Annotated in this window: 14 protein-coding genes and 6 pseudogenes; 6 read left to right on the top strand and 14 right to left on the bottom strand. The window is 70.5% G+C overall.

Annotated elements, in window-relative coordinates:
- Positions 1-57: 57 nt before the first annotated feature.
- A pseudogene (locus tag OG534_RS36880) lies at positions 58-1226 on the bottom strand (serine hydrolase domain-containing protein); the annotation flags it as partial.
- 179 nt (positions 1227-1405) lie between these two features.
- Positions 1406-1723 carry an ArsR/SmtB family transcription factor gene (locus OG534_RS36875; protein WP_326593338.1) on the bottom strand — a complete coding sequence of 106 codons (318 nt, stop codon included), beginning with the start codon at positions 1721-1723 and terminating at the stop codon, positions 1406-1408.
- Positions 1724-1824: 101 nt separating this feature from the next.
- On the opposite strand from OG534_RS36875, the gene OG534_RS36870 reads away from it, so the two are divergent.
- The 3 genes from OG534_RS36870 to OG534_RS36860 all read left to right on the top strand — a co-directional run bounded on the left by OG534_RS36870 (position 1825) and on the right by OG534_RS36860 (position 3478).
- Positions 1825-2169: a putative quinol monooxygenase gene (locus tag OG534_RS36870; RefSeq protein WP_326593337.1), complete on the top strand. Its 345-nt coding sequence runs from the start codon at positions 1825-1827 to the stop codon at positions 2167-2169.
- 83 nt (positions 2170-2252) lie between these two features.
- On the top strand, positions 2253-2771 hold the full coding sequence (locus OG534_RS36865) for a hypothetical protein (protein ID WP_326593336.1): 519 nt from the start codon (positions 2253-2255) through the stop codon (positions 2769-2771).
- Positions 2772-2989: 218 nt separating this feature from the next.
- Positions 2990-3478 (top strand): lamin tail domain-containing protein, encoded by a 489-nt coding sequence (locus OG534_RS36860; RefSeq protein WP_326593335.1) that lies wholly within the window; start codon positions 2990-2992, stop codon positions 3476-3478.
- 591 nt (positions 3479-4069) lie between these two features.
- Here the strand turns inward: OG534_RS36860 and OG534_RS36855 are convergent.
- The 9 genes and pseudogenes from OG534_RS36855 to OG534_RS36815 all read right to left on the bottom strand — a co-directional run bounded on the left by OG534_RS36855 (position 4070) and on the right by OG534_RS36815 (position 11648).
- Positions 4070-4771: a 2-phosphosulfolactate phosphatase gene (locus OG534_RS36855; RefSeq protein WP_326586096.1), complete on the bottom strand. Its 702-nt coding sequence runs from the start codon at positions 4769-4771 to the stop codon at positions 4070-4072.
- Between the two features lie 288 nt (positions 4772-5059).
- Positions 5060-5979 (bottom strand): annotated as a pseudogene (locus tag OG534_RS38855) (SDR family oxidoreductase).
- A 202-nt stretch (positions 5980-6181) separates the two neighbouring features.
- Positions 6182-6625: pseudogene (locus OG534_RS36840) on the bottom strand (2'-5' RNA ligase family protein); the annotation flags it as partial.
- A gap of 222 nt (positions 6626-6847) precedes the next feature.
- A complete protein-coding gene (locus OG534_RS36835) occupies positions 6848-7414 on the bottom strand; it encodes a hypothetical protein (RefSeq protein ID WP_326593333.1) in 567 nt (188 codons plus the stop codon).
- Positions 7415-7653: 239 nt separating this feature from the next.
- Positions 7654-8440, bottom strand: a pseudogene (locus OG534_RS38850) (class E sortase).
- 290 nt (positions 8441-8730) lie between these two features.
- Positions 8731-9093 (bottom strand): hypothetical protein, encoded by a 363-nt coding sequence (locus OG534_RS36830; RefSeq protein ID WP_326593332.1) that lies wholly within the window; start codon positions 9091-9093, stop codon positions 8731-8733.
- Between the two features lie 80 nt (positions 9094-9173).
- The gene (locus OG534_RS36825) at positions 9174-9416 is read right to left on the bottom strand and encodes a response regulator transcription factor (RefSeq protein WP_326593331.1); all 243 of its coding nucleotides are present in this window, start codon (positions 9414-9416) and stop codon (positions 9174-9176) included.
- A gap of 195 nt (positions 9417-9611) precedes the next feature.
- Positions 9612-10374, bottom strand: a pseudogene (locus OG534_RS36820) (crotonase/enoyl-CoA hydratase family protein).
- Between the two features lie 317 nt (positions 10375-10691).
- Positions 10692-11648 carry an alpha/beta fold hydrolase gene (locus tag OG534_RS36815; RefSeq protein ID WP_326593330.1) on the bottom strand — a complete coding sequence of 319 codons (957 nt, stop codon included), beginning with the start codon at positions 11646-11648 and terminating at the stop codon, positions 10692-10694.
- A 125-nt stretch (positions 11649-11773) separates the two neighbouring features.
- Between OG534_RS36815 and OG534_RS36810 the strand changes: the two genes are divergently transcribed.
- Positions 11774-12397, top strand: a complete 624-nt coding sequence (locus OG534_RS36810) for a TetR/AcrR family transcriptional regulator (RefSeq protein WP_326593329.1) — start codon at positions 11774-11776, stop codon at positions 12395-12397.
- A gap of 48 nt (positions 12398-12445) precedes the next feature.
- Here the strand turns inward: OG534_RS36810 and ligA are convergent.
- A pseudogene (gene ligA, locus OG534_RS36805) lies at positions 12446-14516 on the bottom strand (NAD-dependent DNA ligase LigA).
- A gap of 357 nt (positions 14517-14873) precedes the next feature.
- On the opposite strand from ligA, the gene OG534_RS36800 reads away from it, so the two are divergent.
- Positions 14874-15218 (top strand): hypothetical protein, encoded by a 345-nt coding sequence (locus OG534_RS36800; protein WP_326593328.1) that lies wholly within the window; start codon positions 14874-14876, stop codon positions 15216-15218.
- A 66-nt stretch (positions 15219-15284) separates the two neighbouring features.
- Here OG534_RS36800 and OG534_RS36795 read toward each other — a convergent pair whose 3' ends face one another.
- Complete coding sequence (locus tag OG534_RS36795; protein ID WP_326594024.1) at positions 15285-15416, bottom strand: hypothetical protein; 132 nt, start codon at positions 15414-15416, stop codon at positions 15285-15287.
- 8 nt (positions 15417-15424) lie between these two features.
- Positions 15425-15742, bottom strand: coding sequence for a hypothetical protein (locus OG534_RS36790; protein ID WP_326593327.1), 318 nt, complete (start codon positions 15740-15742; stop codon positions 15425-15427).
- A gap of 15 nt (positions 15743-15757) precedes the next feature.
- Here OG534_RS36790 and OG534_RS36785 point away from each other — a divergent pair, with 15 nt between their 5' ends.
- A complete protein-coding gene (locus OG534_RS36785; RefSeq protein WP_326593326.1) occupies positions 15758-16018 on the top strand; it encodes a hypothetical protein in 261 nt (86 codons plus the stop codon).
- The last annotated feature ends 267 nt before the right edge of the window (positions 16019-16285 follow it).

Below are 16285 nucleotides of genomic sequence, written 5' to 3'. Positions count from 1 at the left end.
CCCGGTGGCGAGGCCGTGGACGCATGCGTACGGCTCAGCCCGAGGGGGCGGCGTGGGGCAGTACTCGGCCTCCATGATGCTGGTCGGGGCTCCGCGCTCCAGTCCCCGTTGCGGTTGTAGGCGAGCTGGTGGCGGCCGTCCTCGGTGGTGACGGCCAGGGAGGTCGACCCCACCATGCCTCCGCCGTGGCCCCAGAGCGTTGTGCCGCAGCTCGTCCGGAGCTGTGTGAGGCCGAGTCCGTAGGACATGTCGGAGCGCTCGGGGTGCGGGACGGTCGTTTTCATGGCCTTGAGCTGTTTCGGAGAGAGCAGTTCGCCGCGCAGCAGGGCGCTGTAGAACCGGTTCAGGTCGCCGGTGGTGGAGATGATGTCGCCGTCCGCCCAGCCCTGCGACCCGTTCATCTCGGTGACGTCGTCGATCCGGTCGGGTGTCTCCTCGAACAGCTTGGAGTAGCTGCGGCTGCTGGGCCGGGGCATGTGGATGCTGTTGCCGGGGTTGGAGGTGGACCTCAGGCCCAGCGGCTTGATGATGCGGTCGCGGACCTCGGCCTCGTACGTCCGCCCGCCCGCCTTCTCGACGATCAGCCCGGCCAGGATGTAGTTGGTGTTGGAGTACGAGAACCGGGCACCGGGCTCGAACAGCGGCGCGTGGGAGAGAGCCACCTTCACGTGTTTCCTGGGCGGCAGGGTGTCGTAGCGGTGCTTGAGGTAGCCCTCACCCCGTATGTACGTGTCGAGGTACTCCTCGTCGGCCAGGTAGTCGAAGAGACCGGTGGTGTGGTTGAGGAGCTGACGTACGGTGATCCTGCGGCCGTCGTTGCCGTTGCCCCGTACCAGGCCGGGGAGATGGCGCTCCACGGTGTCGTCGAGGCTGAGCTTCTTCTCCGACTCCATCTGGAGCAGGACGGTCGCCACGAACGTCTTGGTGATGCTGCCGACGCGGAACCGGTCGTTCGTGCCGCGCGGCGCGCCGGTCGTCAGGTTGCCGACACCCGACGTCGCCTTCCAGACGCCGTTGGCGTCGCGCACCTGGGCCGTGATGCCGGGGATGCCGGCTTTCACCTCCGCGTCCATCGCGCGCCGGGTCGCCTCGTGCCCTGCCGTCGAGGGGGGCGTCGAGGGGGCGGTGTCCGTGGAGGCCTGGGCGGGTACCGCGAAGGCGGTCGCCGCCATCGCGGCCGCCGCGAGACCCACCGCGCCGACCCGTGCGGTCTTCCGTAACGCCATCCTGTGCTCCTTACGGTTCTTGGTGCTCCCTGTCCGGCGGCGGGCGTACTCGTGCGGCTCCCGTGGAGCCGAGTAGGGCCGCTTTCCGCACGACAAGACCGCAAATGATCAGCGGAGGGTTGAGCGAACCCGGGGATTGGCCGATTCACCGGCCCTGTCCCCGCCTGACCGCGCCGGGCTCACTCCTGCGACTCGGCTGCCACGATGCCCAGCAGTCCGGGGAACCTCTCCTCGATGTCGGCCCGGCGCAGGCTCGCCATCCGGCTGTTGCCCCGGTCGACCTGCCGGATCAGCCCGGCCTCGCGCAGGGCGCGGAAGTGGTGCGTGACGGTCGCCTTGGTCGAGGGCAGCCCGAAGGAGCTGCAGGTCCGCGCGGCGCCGTCGGGTTCGGCTGCCAGTTCGCGCACCACTCGGCGGCGCAGCGGATCGGCCAGCGCGGAGAGTACGGGGCCGAGCTCGATCTCCTCGACGCTCGGGTGGCCTTCACCATCGGGCATGCGGGACACCTTCCTTCAGGTACGGATTGCATCGTACCTGCGCGTTCGGTACCGTCCAGTAGGTACGAAATTGGTCGTACCTACTGGGGAGGGAACCCTGCATGTCTCAGCCATTCGCACTCGTCGGCACCGCTCACCCCAAGCCCGAACGCGCCGAGGAGCTGAAGCGGCTTCTGCTCTCGTTCGTCGAACCGACCCGACAGGAGGCCGGCTGCCTCGCGTACCACTTCCACGAAGACCGCAATGAGCCCGGCGTGTTCGTCTTCTACGAGGCCTGGCGCTCCCAGGCCGATCTCGACGCCCACCTTGCCCTCCCCCACATGCGAGCCTTCTGGGAGCGGCGCATGGACTACCTGAAGACCGACTTCGCCATTCACTTCCTCACCATGCACAGCCCCTACCAGTCGGCTGACCACCGGACCGGAGCGGAAGCCCCAGCCGGCTGAACCGGAACCCTCCGCATCACGGCAGGGCCCCGCCCCTCGCTAGGCTCCTCCGGCATCATCTGCACCCCGTGCCGGAGGAAGCCGTGGAGATCCGAGAAGCGCAGAAGCTCGCCTGGGCCAACAAGCTCGAGAAGGGGTTCAACACCACCGACGTGCCCCTGGAGTTCGGCCTGCTGACCGCCGAAGTGGGCGAGGCCTTCACCGCCTGGCGCAAGCGCCTGCCGGACTTCGGCGAAGAACTCGCCGATGTCGTGCTCTACGTCGCCGCCCTCGCCGAGATGGATCGCGTCGACCTGGCCGCCGAAGGTCGAGCAGAAGATCAACAAGAATCAGGCGCGCGCATACGAGCGCGACAGCCGGGGCGTCCTCATCCGGGTGCGCGAAGCGGGCGAGTGACGCACCGAAGTCGTCGATGGCGGAGAAGTATTCGCACGCCGGAATCGTTTCCGCAAGCGCATGCGAAGGAACGGCGAGGCCGGCTGTTACAGATTCCTGCACTCGTTCGGCGCAGGGACGAATCGGGCGGTCGAGGCCGGGCTTCCGGTGCCGGATGCCCCTGCTCGCAGGCGCCCCACGGGCTCGCGTCGAACTACTGCCCCTGAGGCGTCAACCCCGGCTTTGACGGTTGTCCGATACCAAGGGAGAGTTACGGACACATATCCGGATTGCGCCTGGCACGGGACGAACAGGCAGCATTCAGGGGCGAATGGGCGCCAAAGTATGGCTCCTACTCGGCAGGATGCCGAGGTCGTTCCGAGCCCTGCCGGCTTTGCACGAAGGCCGGGCCGGGCCGTCTGTTGAAGTTGAAGGGGTCATGTTCATGTCTGCTTCTCTCGCCACCCGCCGTGCTTTCGCCGCACTCCTGGCCGCCGGCACCCTGATCGGCGCGGCCGCTCTGCCGGCCGCCGCCGACGACCACCGGCGCGACCACCGCAGCCCTCACTCCTCGATCGTCATCGGCGGCGTCCAGTCCGACGGCCCCGGCCGCAGCAACGACCGCTCCAACCGCGCCCTGAACGGGGAGTGGGTCGAGGTGAAGAACACCGGCCGCCACTCCGTCAACCTGCGCGGCTTCACCCTCACCGACCGTGACGGCAACCGCGCTACCGCTGCAACGACTTCCGCCTGGACGGCCGTTCCAGCGTCAGGGTCCACCACCGGCGAGGGCCGCGGCTCCCGCCACGACGTCTACCAGGACCGCCGCCAGCAGGTGTGGGACGAGCGCGACAGCGCCACCCTCCGCGACAACCGCGGCAAGGTCATCGACACCGAATCCTGGAACCGCCGCGGACACCAGCACCGCGGCTGATCCTGACCGGCGGCCACTCCCCCAGGGGCAGTGAGCCGCCGGCCACCGAGGACGGCGTGCCACGGCTAACCAGCCGCGGCACGCCATGCCCATGCCCGCGGCGCAGTTCTTGGGCGCGGCGCGGTGGCGGACACTGCATGACGTGCCCGCTCACGCTCGTCCGCGACGCCGTCTCCTTCTGACGGGCCGACCTCCCGGCTCGCCCGATCCGTCCAACCCGCCCGAGGATGACCCTGAGGCGACCACGACTCTGCTCCATCGCCGGCCCCGTCTCGAAGACGTCGCCTACGCCGCAGCCTTCCTGACCTCCGACCGCGCGCCGACCATGACCGCCACAGAGGTCAATATCACCGGCGGTGCCGTCGTCGACTGAACGCACTCGCCGAGCTGTCCCCGTCTCGCATCGGCACGAGGGTCTCACGCGATGTGGCGCTCAGTCGGATTGCCCAGCTCCGTGCTCGCGGGGGGCCTTCCCCTGGCCGGGGAGTTCAGCGAACGCATCCGCATGACCACCGCCATCGGTGATGCAGTTGACACTGCATCCCCGACAGGGTGCTCGCTCTCGATGATGAAGTGAGGCCCCACCAGCGATCAGACCGGTTCCTCGTCAGTCAGCGAAGGCATCGAGCGTGGACGCAGGACCATGAGCGAGCCTTCCGACGTCGCCACCATGGCGAAGGGGAACCGGTCGACCTCAAGACAGAGCGCAACGTCATCAGCATGGACTCCTTGGCGCACCCCCTCCGCCAGTTCGGCGGCGGCGCGCGACTCAGCAGCGCGGCGGAGGTACTCGGCAGCATCCGTCCCGGCCTCGGTCGCTCTCCGAGCGATGTACTGAGCACACGCCAGATCTTCATCGGCCTGCCCATTTTCGCCGGTCACCACGAACGTGACACTGTCACTCTCGCGCGTCCGCAAGAGCCCAGCCGTTGCCCCCGCCACCACGAAACTCGCGCACAGCACCAGCGACGCCTCCTTCACCGCAAGGGCGCCCACCGTCCCCGCCGTGGTTTTCTGCACGACGGTCCGTCCGCCAAGGTCAATGGACCGCAGCAGACCCGGGGAGTTGACGGTGTCGAACCCGGGCGCGGGCGGACCGTCCTTGAGCGCCACCCAATCCGGGTGGCGGGCCTTGAGCGCCAGGGCTTCGTCCAGCGACTCAGCGAGAACGATCTTTTCCGCCCCCTGGGCAAAGGCCCAGGCAGCCACGGTGAAAGCACGCATGACGTCGACTACGACCGCCACGGACGGGACTTCGACCAGATCAGGGATGCCAAGGAAACGAGTGTCCATTCCGGTCATGATCGCGCATGCCCGACCCAAGGCACCCGGAGAGTGATACGCGTGACATCGAGGGCTCGGGACGCTGCCGCCAGCCAAGCCGCCTGCCGCCTGCCGCCTGCCGCCTGCCGCCGACGTACAACGGTCGAAGTCGACTGACCGGCACCATCATGCCCAGGTGTGTTCTGTCGCCTGGCGGTCACCGTACGTTCGCGGAGAACAGAGTCGGAGCTGTCACCATCTGCATACCGCCCACCATGCCCGCACCCCTTCAGAAGCGCCAGAAGTCAAAGAACGAGCTCAGGGTGCCCCCCAGCTGTCCGGCCGGGTCCCGTCGATGTCCGGTGAACCCGTATTCCCTCGCGAGTTCCGCTGACGGTGACCGACCCGCTGGTTCCACCGGGCGCGATGCGGGTCCGCGGCCAGGGCCGCGACGGCGCGGCCCACGTACCGCGGTGACTCCGACTGCGCGAAGCCTTCCGGTGCGGTCGGGTGGCCGTCGCTCCTGTCGGGGCACAGCGCGTCGCGCCAGTTGGCCTCCGTGACGCCGAAGTTGTCGAGCATCATCTCCGAGCGGAGCCATCCCGGGGTGATCGCGACCGCGGTGGCTTCCGCGTGCGGGTGCAGCTCGTGCCCCTGGGAGAAGGCCAGCCGGTTCACGGCGGCTTTGGCCAGGTCGTAGAAGACCGAGATCCGGTACCACGACGCGTTGATCTCGGTCGTCCCGTCCGTCACCTCGACGAGCAGGCCGCCGGGCTCCTCGATCAGCAGGGGCAGCAGGTGATGGGAGGTGATCAGGTGCGTGTCGACGGCGAGGTCGCCGATCCGCCAGGCCGTCGTCGAGATCGATGCTCCCACAGCGGCGTGTTCCACTGTGCGGGGCCGCCCTTGAGGAGTTCGGCCCCCCAGATGTCGTTGACCAGGACGTCGATGCGGCCGTGCTCGTCGCGGATCCGTGCAGCCAGACGGCGGACCTGTTCGGGGTCGAGATGGTCGACCTGGACGGCGATCCCCGTTCCGCCGAGCCGCGTGACCAGGTCCGCGGTCTCCTCGATCGTCTCCGCACGGTCGTAGTCCGACGCCGTCCTGCCGCTCACGCTGCTCCGCCCGGTGCAGATCACCGTCGCCCCCGACTCCCCCAGCGCGGTGGCGAAGCCACGCCCCGCACCCCGGGTCGCTCCCGCCACGACGGCAACGATGACCACGCAACGCGTCGGGATCCGGTGACCACACCATGGTTCGACTATCCCACCGGCCGGCGGCACCTGTCCCGGAGGCGGCGCCGCATCCGGTCCCGCACTGCTCACTCCGTACGGCGGCCGTCGCCGGGCCCGGGGTGAGGTGTCGGAGTCGTGGTGCCAAGTGCAGTTCGCCCGTGCCCAGGCGGATCGTGAGACGGGGTTGCATGGGCTCGTCGTCACGGCGTGAGACCACCACGATCTCCTGCACCTGCGCCGACAGGCTGCCCAGGCGGGCGGCGCACTCCGTGGCCAGGCGACGCGGATCGTGGGTGCGCCCCAGCGACAAGTGCGGCGTGAACGACGGGAACCGGCCGCGGCATCGGGGGAAGGGCTCCGCCAGGGCGCCCTGGAGGGCTGTCCACGGGGCCAGGCCGGCCGCGGCGGGGTCCAGCCACACGGTGGCGTAGCTGCGGTGCCGGAACGCGTGCACTCCGCTGAGGCGGATGGAGAAGGGCTCGATGTCGGTGGCAGCGGCGGCCAGCAGTGGGGCCGCCCCGTCGAAGTCGGCCTCCGGGACGAAGCCGAAGATCAGGTTCACGTGCGGAGGCCAGCGTCGGATCTGGGGGTCGTGCTCGGCGCGGATGTCCTGGATGGGGGGCCACAGTCCGGCCGGAGGCAGCCACACGACGGCGGTCCGAGGTGTGGGAGCCACCTCGAGGAACCCTGGGACGCCGGCTCCGCCACCGGCGGTCGGGAACGCGTTCACATGGCCATGATGCCCCTGCACGCCGGCCGGGCGGCTGTGCCGGGGCCGAGGCCGTGAGCCGGGGTGGCCGGGGACGACCTCGCAGGGTCCGGGGCGGGCCCTGAAACTCCAGCCCGCCCCGCCCTGCGCTGTGCCGCAGGCTCAGCGGAACAGCATGGACGCGTCCCCGGCCGGGGTGGCGACGGAGCCCGGGCACAGGAAACTGCCCGAGGTCTTGGCGGCGGTGAAGGCCCGGTTGACGTACTTCCGGCTCACTCCGTCGCGGTCCCACACGATGTTCGTCGCCTTGTAGCGACAGGAGATGAAGCTCTGCCGGCCGGTGATGTCGATCAGGTCGGTCCGCGCCGTGCCGGCCGCGTCGTCGAAGGTGAAGGCGGGGTTGTTGTTGAGGGAGGCGGCGATGCCGCCGCCACAGGCCAGGTTGCCTCCCGGAGCGTTGATCGTGGTGCGGTCGACGGTAAGGGGGGCGGGGGCGGCCGCGCTGGTGCTCGCGTTGGTCCAGCTGCAGCTGTTGCCGGCGACCACGATCACGCCGTCGACCTTCTGGTCGGCGGCCGCGGCGCCGGGGCTGTGCGCGAGGGCGGTGCCGGTACCGGTGAAGGCCGCCGCGACGAGCAGCGTCGCGATGCCGGCGATGCGCGAGACGCGGGTGCCATGGGTCCGGCGGCTGGTGGTGGTCCTGCTGCTCCTGTGCACGATGTGCTTCATGATTCGCTCCTCCATGCCACGTACTGGTGGGGGTGGGCGAGGCGCTGGGCCTCTCAGAGGGTGCGGAGTGCGTGCCGGGAGGGTCCCACAGCCACCTCTAAGTGTCAGGAGCATGTCAGCTGCGTGCCGAGAATTGGCTGGAATTACCGGTCGGTACGAGTCCGCGCGGGGAGCCGACCAGCCAGGAGTCGGCTTCCCTCGCGGAGCGGGGCAATGGCGCGATCCGCCTCTTGCCGCGCTCAGCCGGCGGCCGGGGCCGGGGCCGGGGAGGTCTTGCGCAGGACGCCTATCTTGTCGATGCGGTGCTCGGGGTTGCCCTGGGCGTCGCTCCAGGAGTTGCCCTCGGCGTTGGTCCTCCGGTGTGGCGCAGGTCGAGATCGTGATCATGGCCTGGGTGGGGGCCACCCCGGGCTTCCCGGGCACTGCCGCGCGCTGTTCGCTCAGCGAGCGCTCCGACCGGAAGGACGTCTTGCGGGTCGCGACGATCTCGTAGGTGTACTCCACCGCACCCGCGGTCACGCGGACCGTGTCGCCCTTGTCCACCGCGGGCAGGTCGCGCGGCGGAAGCCGCCCGCCGACAGGCGCAGTGCGCGGTGACCAGGAAGTTGCCCACCTGACCGGGGTCCGGCTCCGCCCCGCTTCCCGTACGGGCTCGCCGCCACGCCGCGGTCCTGGATGCGGGTTCCCGCGACGTCGTCGGTGGTGCCCTCGTACGCGCTCCACGCTCAGTCCGGAGATGCCCGCAGAGGGTATGGACAGCACCGAGGCCTGGGTCCGGAGGTCGACGCCCGGGTCCGCGGCCGCCGGGGCGGAGGGAGTGGTGCTGGGAGCGGAGGCGGGCGCCCGGGCAGGCGTGGACGCCGCGGAGGCCGCGGGCGGGGCGGCCGGAGACGAGGCGGGTACCGCCGCCGTCTGCGATCGTGCCGCGGCACCGGCGGCGGCCGAGGGCGCGCACGCCACCAGCAGGGCGGTCACGGCGCCGGCCAGTACGGCGGGCAGGGCACGGGACGGGAGCGGCAATGACATGGGCGTTTTCCGTGTCGGTCGGTCGTCCGGGTCGCGTGGCAGGCGGGTGACCCGATTCACCGGCCAGAGTGACATACGGAGCAAGAGGTCCATAAGGGTCCCGCCCTGTGACCTCCCTCCCCCGACCGGGCACCACGCCGGTTACGTCCTGGAGTCGGCCGCGACGTGAGGGTGGCCCGCGAGGCGGCGGGCTTCGGCAGTGACCGCAGCACTGACCTCATCCACGGCTCCGTCGCCGTATTCGGCTTCGAGCATGCCGTACTCGTCGTCGAGTTCGACGAGCCGTGCAGTCAGAGCCAGGTCGTGTCCATTGCCGGTGGTGGATACGGTGCGTGAGGTCCCAGGGCTCCAGCTCGCCCGGCCAGCATGCGGCGTGCGAGCGCTTCTCGCTGGCGAGCTTCCTCGGCGGCTTCGCTGCCGGCCGGAAGGAGGGTGAGGCCGAGCTCGTCGAGCGCGGGGGGAAGCAAATCGTGCACGTCATAGTCCGCCTCGGCGCGCGTGCAGGCGGCCAGGATGCGAAGAGCGGGGCTGTCGAGTCCGGCGACGAGCGCATCGCAGGCGGCGCTGACGACATCGGTCGCACAGCCTTCGCCCACGCGCCAGAGGGAGGCATGGTCCTGCAGGGCGCTTGCCGCTGATTCGGTGGGGGTCACCCGTTCATGATCCGGGTTTAGGGCGTCCCGGTCCAGGAGTTTTCACCAAAACTGCTGGTCAGCTGCCTGGCGGCTGGGTGTCACAGGCCGAGGCTCATGGCCAGGCGGGTGAGCTCGGCGGTGGTGTGGACGTTCAGCTTGGCGCGGATGCGGCGGAGGTAGGCGTCGACGGTGTGCTTGGAGAGTCCCATCTGGCGGGCCGTCTGCAGGTAGGTGTGACCTGCGGCGATGTATCCCAGGGCCTCCTGCTCGCGCGGGGCCAGTGCCACTGCGGGGGCCTGCGTCTGGGTCTGGGTCTGCGGCATCGTGAGGGTGAGGCTCATGGGATTTCCTCCGCCGGATCGGCTCGGTCATCGCTGCTCACGGCTTCGGAAGCAGAGGGCTTAATGCCCTGGTTTGTTCCTGTATGAAGAGCTTGGCCGGGCGACTTCGCGAGCGTGTCCGCCGACTGATCACAGGCGTGTGACAGGCCACGAGCGCCGGGCCAGGCGTCAGCTGCGACCGCGGTGCTGTGCTGATCAGCCGCTGAAGGAGCCGTGGCCGCCGGCTCCGGCGGCGAATCGGTCGGCGCCCGCCTGGGTCTCCCCCGCCGTGAGCGGAACGAGGCCGTGGCGGTACTCGACGGCCAGGGCCTCCTGCTCGGTCAGGCCGTGCTGCTCCCGTACGGAGAGCCGGTCGTGCCGCAGGCACACCTGCGGGAACCCGGCGATCTCGTGGGCCAGTCGCTCCGCCGCGCCGCGGGCTTCCCGGGCGGCACGAGGCGGTTGGCTGAGGCCGATCTCGTACGCCTCGGTTGCGGCCACCGGGCGGCCGGTGAGGATCAGGTCCATCGCGCGGCTCTCGCCGATCAGGCGCGGCAGCCGCACCGTACCGCCGTCGATCAGCGGCACGCCCCAGCGGCGGCAGAACACGCCGAAGGTCGCGTCCTCCTCGGCCACCCTCAGGTCGCACCACAGGGCCAGTTCGAGTCCGCCCGCCCACGGCGTGGCCGCTGACCGCGGCGATCACCGGTTTGGTCAGGCTCATCCGCGTGGGGCCCATCGGCCCGTCGCCCTGGGCGAGCACCTGGTTGCCGCGGTCGGTACCGACGGCCTTGAGGTCCGCGCCCGCGCAGAACGTACCGCCCTCGCCCCACAGCACGGCGACGGCCGCACTCTCGTCCTCCTCGAACGCACGGAAAGAATCGGCGAGTTGGGCCGCCGTCGGGCCATCGACCGCGTTGCGGACCCCGGGGCGGCTCAGGATCACCGTACGGACGGGGCCGTCTCCTTCGATCCGCACGGCAGGCGGATCGACGGGCGTCGTCCCGGGCGTTTCAGAGGTCGTGGCCACAGCGGAACTCCATGGGTCCAGTGGTGCTGCCGGATGCGCAGGGGTACGAACGGGGTGCGAACGACCACTCTGTAGCACTTGCGGCGGCGGCACCAGAAGCTGCGGAGCCACGCCTCGCCGGTCCTGCGCTCCGGACCGCCCACGTCCGGATCGGCACGGTCGTCCAGTGGCGCATGTACCTGGACACCCCGGAAGTCCGCGAGCAACTGTCGGTCCAGGACGGCCAGGAGCACGAGAGGCACCCGCCCTCCCGCGGGCCGTGGGGATTACGCGTCGACGGGCCCGCGGGCTGCGGCCGGGTCGAGGGAGTCGATGTCCTCCATGAAGCTCAGCATCCGGGCGTTGACCAGGTCGGGGTGGTCGATCTGCGGTCCGTGCCCGGTCGCGGCGACGATCTCGGCGCGGGCGCCCGGGATCAGGCGCGGTACGCGTTCCAGCTGCCGCTGCGGGTGGACGAGCAGGCTGCGCTTGCCCATGATCAGGTAGAACGGCGTTCGGATGGAGCCCAGTTCCGCGTCCGAGAGCGGCAGCGGGGCGGGGCGGCGGATCCGGAAGGCCTTCACGCTGGCCTGGATCATCGCGCGGAGCTCGGGGACGACGATCACCGGCTGCTCCAGCCACTTGGCGAGGCGGGGGCGCCACGCCTTGGGGGCGTAGGTGGCGAAGAGGCTGGCGAAGATCCATACGAAGAAGCGCAGGCCGACCTTCTCCAGACCGCCCGGGTCGAGGGCGGTGACCGAGGCGAGCCGCCCGGGTCGAAGGTGGGCCTGGTTGATGACCAGCCAGCCGCCGTACGAGGAGCCGACGAGGTGGACATTGTCGAGGCCCAGCGCGTCGAGGGCCTCGTCCATCCACTGGGCCGCGCGCTCGGGCTGCCACATCGGTTCGCGCTGGACGCTGCGGCCGGGGTCGCCGGGGGTGTCGAGGGCGTAGACGGGGCGCTCGGCGCTGAGGGCAAGGGTGTTGGGGTACCACTGGGCGGAGCAGCCTCCCGAACCGTGTATCAGGACCACGGGCGTGCGTGACTCGGCTGCCGGGTCGGCGGGGCCGTACCGGTAGACGTGCGTGGTGCCGAAGCTCGTCTCGACGTCCGTCTCGGAGCGGGCGGGCGCGCCCAGCGCGTCGAGCGCGTCGCAGGCGGCGAAGTACCGGTCGCGCAAGGTGTCGTTCACGTAGCGGCCGATGTCGCGGCGCGCGCGGGTTCGGGTCGTGTTCTCGGGCACGGGGCACCTCCGGGAAGATCCGTTCTTCGTAATACGAACGTACCATAAAAATGGTACGGCGGTATCATGAAGAGTCCGGCGAGACCGGACCGCGAACGCACCACCGACGGGCGGAGACACGACACATGCCAAAGCGCGTGGACCACGAGGAGCGGCGAACGCAGATCGCCGAGGCGCTCATCCGGGTCGCCGGACGGCGCGGACTGCACGCGGTCGGCATGCGTGACGTGGCAGCCGAGGCCGGAGTGTCACTCCGGCTCGTGCAGTACTACTTCCAGACCAAGGAAAGACTTCTCTTCTACGGGCTCCAGCACCTGACCGACCGCTTCACCGCACGTGTGGGCGCCCGCCTCCGCGCCGCAGGCCCCGACCCCGGCCCGCGCGCGACCATCGAGGCGCTGCTGCTGGCCTCTCTCCCCACCGACGAGGAGAGCCGGACCTTCCACCTCCTCTACAGCTCCTACTCCATCCTGTCCGTGACCGACGAGGCCCTGGCCGCGCAGCCCTTCATCGACAACCCGGACGCCGCGGAGAACGCCGTGGCCGGCCTCATCGAGCAGGCGCAGGAGGCCGGACTCGCCGACCCCGACGCCGACGCGCGCACCGAGGCGATCGGCCTGCTCGCCATGACGGCGACCATGGGCACCAGCATCCTCGTGGGCCAGCGGGGGCCGGAGTCGGCCGTCGCGGTGCTCCACCACCACCTCGACCGGATCTTCACCACGGCCGGCCTGACCGCCGCGCCGTAGCGGCTCGGCGGCTCGGCGGCTCGGCCAGGACGACGGCCGGGACAAAGGTCAGCCCAGGTAGTCGGTGACGAGTTCGGCGAAGGCCTCCGGGGTGAGGACCGTGACGCCCAGTTCCGTGGCCTTGACGGCCTTGGAGCTCGGCTTCCCGCTCGCGGACGGCGCGCAGACCAAGTAGGTGGTCTTGGAGTTGACGCTGCTGCCGGCCCGGCCGCCGGCCTTCTCGATCAGCGCGTTCATCTCCGAGCGCCCCATGTTCTCCAGCGGACCGCTCATCTTGCCGGTGACGACGACGGTGTTGCCCGCCAGCGGGCCTTCGACCGCCGCCTGAGGCTGCTGCGGCTCCTTCATGTTGACCCCGGCCGCGACCAGCTTGTCGATGACCTGGGCCAGGGCGGCGACCTGTTCGACGATGACAGGAGCCTTCTCCCCGCCGATGCCGTCGACTTCCTGCATGTCGGAGGCGTCGGCCTGCCGGATCGCGTCCATCGTGCCGAAGTGCGCGGCGATGCGGCGGGACATGCTGCGCCCGGTGCCGAGCACGCCCAGGGCGCAGAAGACGCGGTTGAGCGGGCGGGACTTGGCGGCCGCTATCTGCTCGGCCAGCTTCGCCCCGCGCTTCGCGCTGCCGGAGGCGGTCGTGAGCTGGTCCTCGGTGAGGGTGAACAGGTCGGCGACGTCGGTGACGTCACCGGACTCGATCAGCGCCTTGACGTACGTCTTGCCCAGCCCGTCGATGTCGAGCATGTCGCGCCCGGCGGCGTACTCGATCAGCGCGGGCAGCGCGCACGCCGTCCCCTTCGCACAGCGCCAGCGCTCCTGGTCCTTGTTGATCTCTCCACCGCAGTTGGGGCATGCCGTGGGCAGCGGCACCTCCGGTGCGCCGTCCGGGCGGCGTTCCACGACGGCCGCCTGAACGCGGGGGATGATGTCGCCGGCCTTGTAGACCGTCACGGTGTCCCCGAGGTGGAGGTCGCGGCGGCGGATGTCCGCGGGGTTGTGCAGGGTGGCCCGGGTGACCGTGGATCCGTCGATGTCGACCGGCTCGAGGATGGCCGTCGGGGCCAGGACGCCGGTACGGCCCACGTCCCAGACGACATCCTTCAGCACGGTCTGCCGCTCGACCGCCGGGAGCTTGAAGGCGATCGCCCAGTACGGGAACCTGCTGCCGAAGCCGGCCGCCGCCTGCTCGGCCGCGTCGTTCGCCTTGATCACGACCCCGTCGATGCCGAACGGCAGGGCGGGGCGCAGCGCCGCGATCTCGTCGACCTTCTGCTGCGCCTCGGCGAGGGTCGCGGCCACGTGCAGACCCGCGGGTGTGTCGGCCGTGGTCTGCACCCCGGCCCCGGCCACGGCGGCCAGGGCCTCGGCGTGCGTGGCCCCGGAGGGCGCGAAGGCGACGCCGTCGAGCTCGACCGCTCCGTACGCCCAGAACGTCATCGCGAGCCGGTACGGACGGTCCTTCGCGCGCAAGGTGCCGGCCGTGCCGTTGCGCGGGTTCGCGAAGACCTGCGCGCCGTGTGCGGTGCGGACCTCGTTCGCGGTCTCGAACTGCGCTTGCGTGAACAGGACCTCGCCGCGCACCTCGAACGTGGCCGGCACGGGCAGCTGCTCGGGCAGGCCCTCGATGGTGCCGATGACGTGGCTGACGTCCTCGCCGTGGGTGCCGTTGCCGCGGGTGATGATCTGCTCCAGCCCGGCCGGCCCGGTAGCGGGCGGCGACGGCCGCTCCGTCCATCTTCGGCTCGACGGTGAAGCCGCCCGTGGGCACGTGGCCCAGGCGGCGCTCGAGGGAGGCTCCCCATGCGGTGAGGCCGGCCGGGTCGAAGACGTTGTCGAGGCTGAGCAGGCGGGTGGTGTGCGCTATGTCGCCGACCGGGGCGGCGCCGTCCCCGACCAGGCCGGTCGGGGAGTCCTGGGCGGCCTCGTCGGGGTGCGCCGCCTCCCAGGCGAGCACGGACAGCCGCAGCCGGTCGTAACCGGCGTCGTCCAGCATGCTGTTCTCGCCGCCGTAGTACGCCTGCGACGCCTCGCGCAACTGCTGGAGCGCGGCGCCGTATTCGGCACGGCTGGACAGGGTGGGCAGGCCGGACAGTGCCTCATCGGCGGAGGTGATCGTCATGAGAATGATCCTCTCCCATGGGTCTGACAATGCCCGGCCGGCATGGCGGGTCGCGGCGGCGCCCGGGCCCGCGCCATCGAGCTCCGCGGTGGCTGTTCGCGCAGGCCAAGGCCCTCTTCGCGGACGGCCGACCGCCCCTGCGGGTGCGAGTCTCGGCCGGATGGGGGAAGCTGGGCATGGTCTCAGCGCCGACGGTGGGACCGACAGGCGAGGAGGGCGTCGTGGACGCATCAGGCGACGGACGGCACGTTCGTGCACCCCGGTCCAGAATGCGGACAGCCACTCTGCTGTGCGCGGCGGCAGCCCTGGTGGCGGCCACCGTCCCGGCCTCCGCTCACACCCGGGCCGCACCGGCCGGTGCCCGAGCCGGTCGTGGTCGTCGACTGCTTCTCCAAGGCCCAGGTGCGCCCCGAGGAGTACCTGCTGGCCTGTGGCGACGGCAACAACCGCCTCGTCGAGCTCCGCTGGGACACCTGGGGGCCGCGGACCGCGACGGCCACGGGCATCGACATGGTGAACGACTGCAACCCCTACTGCGCGGCGGGCCGCTTCCGGCCCTACCCGGTGACGGTGACCCTCAGCAGTCCGGAGACCTGGCCGGAGCACCCCGATGTCCGGCGCTTCACCATGATCCGACTCCTGTACACGGACACAGCGCCGGACCCGGTCCCGAAAGACGTCACCTACAAGCTGGTGTACTGACGGCTGACGGACACTGACGGCTGACGCCTGACGGACAGGGCCCGATGGTGCCCGGCGGTCCCGGCTTCAGCTGCGTTCGAAGCCGTGCGTCTGGCCGATGACGGAGAAGCCGCGGCGCTCGTACCAGTGGCGCGGCCAGTCGTTCGCGTCGGCGATCAGGAACCGGGTGTCGCAGCCCTGGTCGACGGCCCTGCCCAGTGCGGTGCTCAGAACGGCGTCCCCGTAACCATGCTTGAGGTGGGCCTCGAGGTGATCAGGTCCTCGATCTGGGCGATACCGGTCGCCGGGTCGAGGTAGAGGTCGGCCCAGGAGGCGACGTCACCTTGCGCCGCGCGGGCACCGATGAAGTACACGACGTCGGCTCCGCGCCGGCGAGCCTCGCGCCGGTCGACGAGCTGCCGCAGGACCTCTTCGCCGGCGTCCGGAAGGAAGCCCTGCCAGCGCCGGGTCAGCGGGATGCGCAGTGCTTCCAGGTCCACCTCTTCCGCCGGCCCACCGGCCCGCACCACGCCCGTGTGCAGCATGATCAGATAGGTGGAATGGCTGTATCCGGCCCGGATCAGCGGCTCCGCGCACGCCGCTCCGATTTCGTCGTCGAGGACGGAGATCAGGCGGTGCGAAAGGTGCTTCAGCGCTTCCTCCGCGATGGCCGGCAGGGCTTCGGGGTCGACGGCGGTGTCGATGACGAGGTGGTTGTTCGCGTGGGAGTGCGCGAGTGCCTCGTCGTACGCGGCGAACCCGCCGGGGACGTCGACGGTGCGCGCGGCCTGACGGCGGGCGAAGGCGGAAGCAGGCGTTGATCCGCTGTATCTCTGAGCTCGGCATGGGGGAATCGTATGCAGTCCAGCACCCTGCGGCCTGCGGATTCCCCCGGGCGGCCCGCAGGCGCCTCGTGGACGCGCGGCGTGAGACCGGGACGGCTGGCCGACTCCAGGTGATGACTCCGCTGCGCTGGTCGAGTCCCCAACGGTCCGCCGAGCCGAGCCCCCACGAGGTGTGCGCGAAGGCAAGCTGTTCGATCACGTCTTCACCCTGGAGGAGAAGCGTCCCCAGGTCCGACTGATCGG

The sequence above is a fragment of the Streptomyces sp. NBC_01294 genome (assembly GCF_035917235.1).
Taxonomy (GTDB): domain Bacteria; phylum Actinomycetota; class Actinomycetes; order Streptomycetales; family Streptomycetaceae; genus Streptomyces; species Streptomyces caledonius.
Note: the sequence above shows the minus strand (reverse complement) of the source record. Positions and strands in the feature narration are given on the sequence as shown.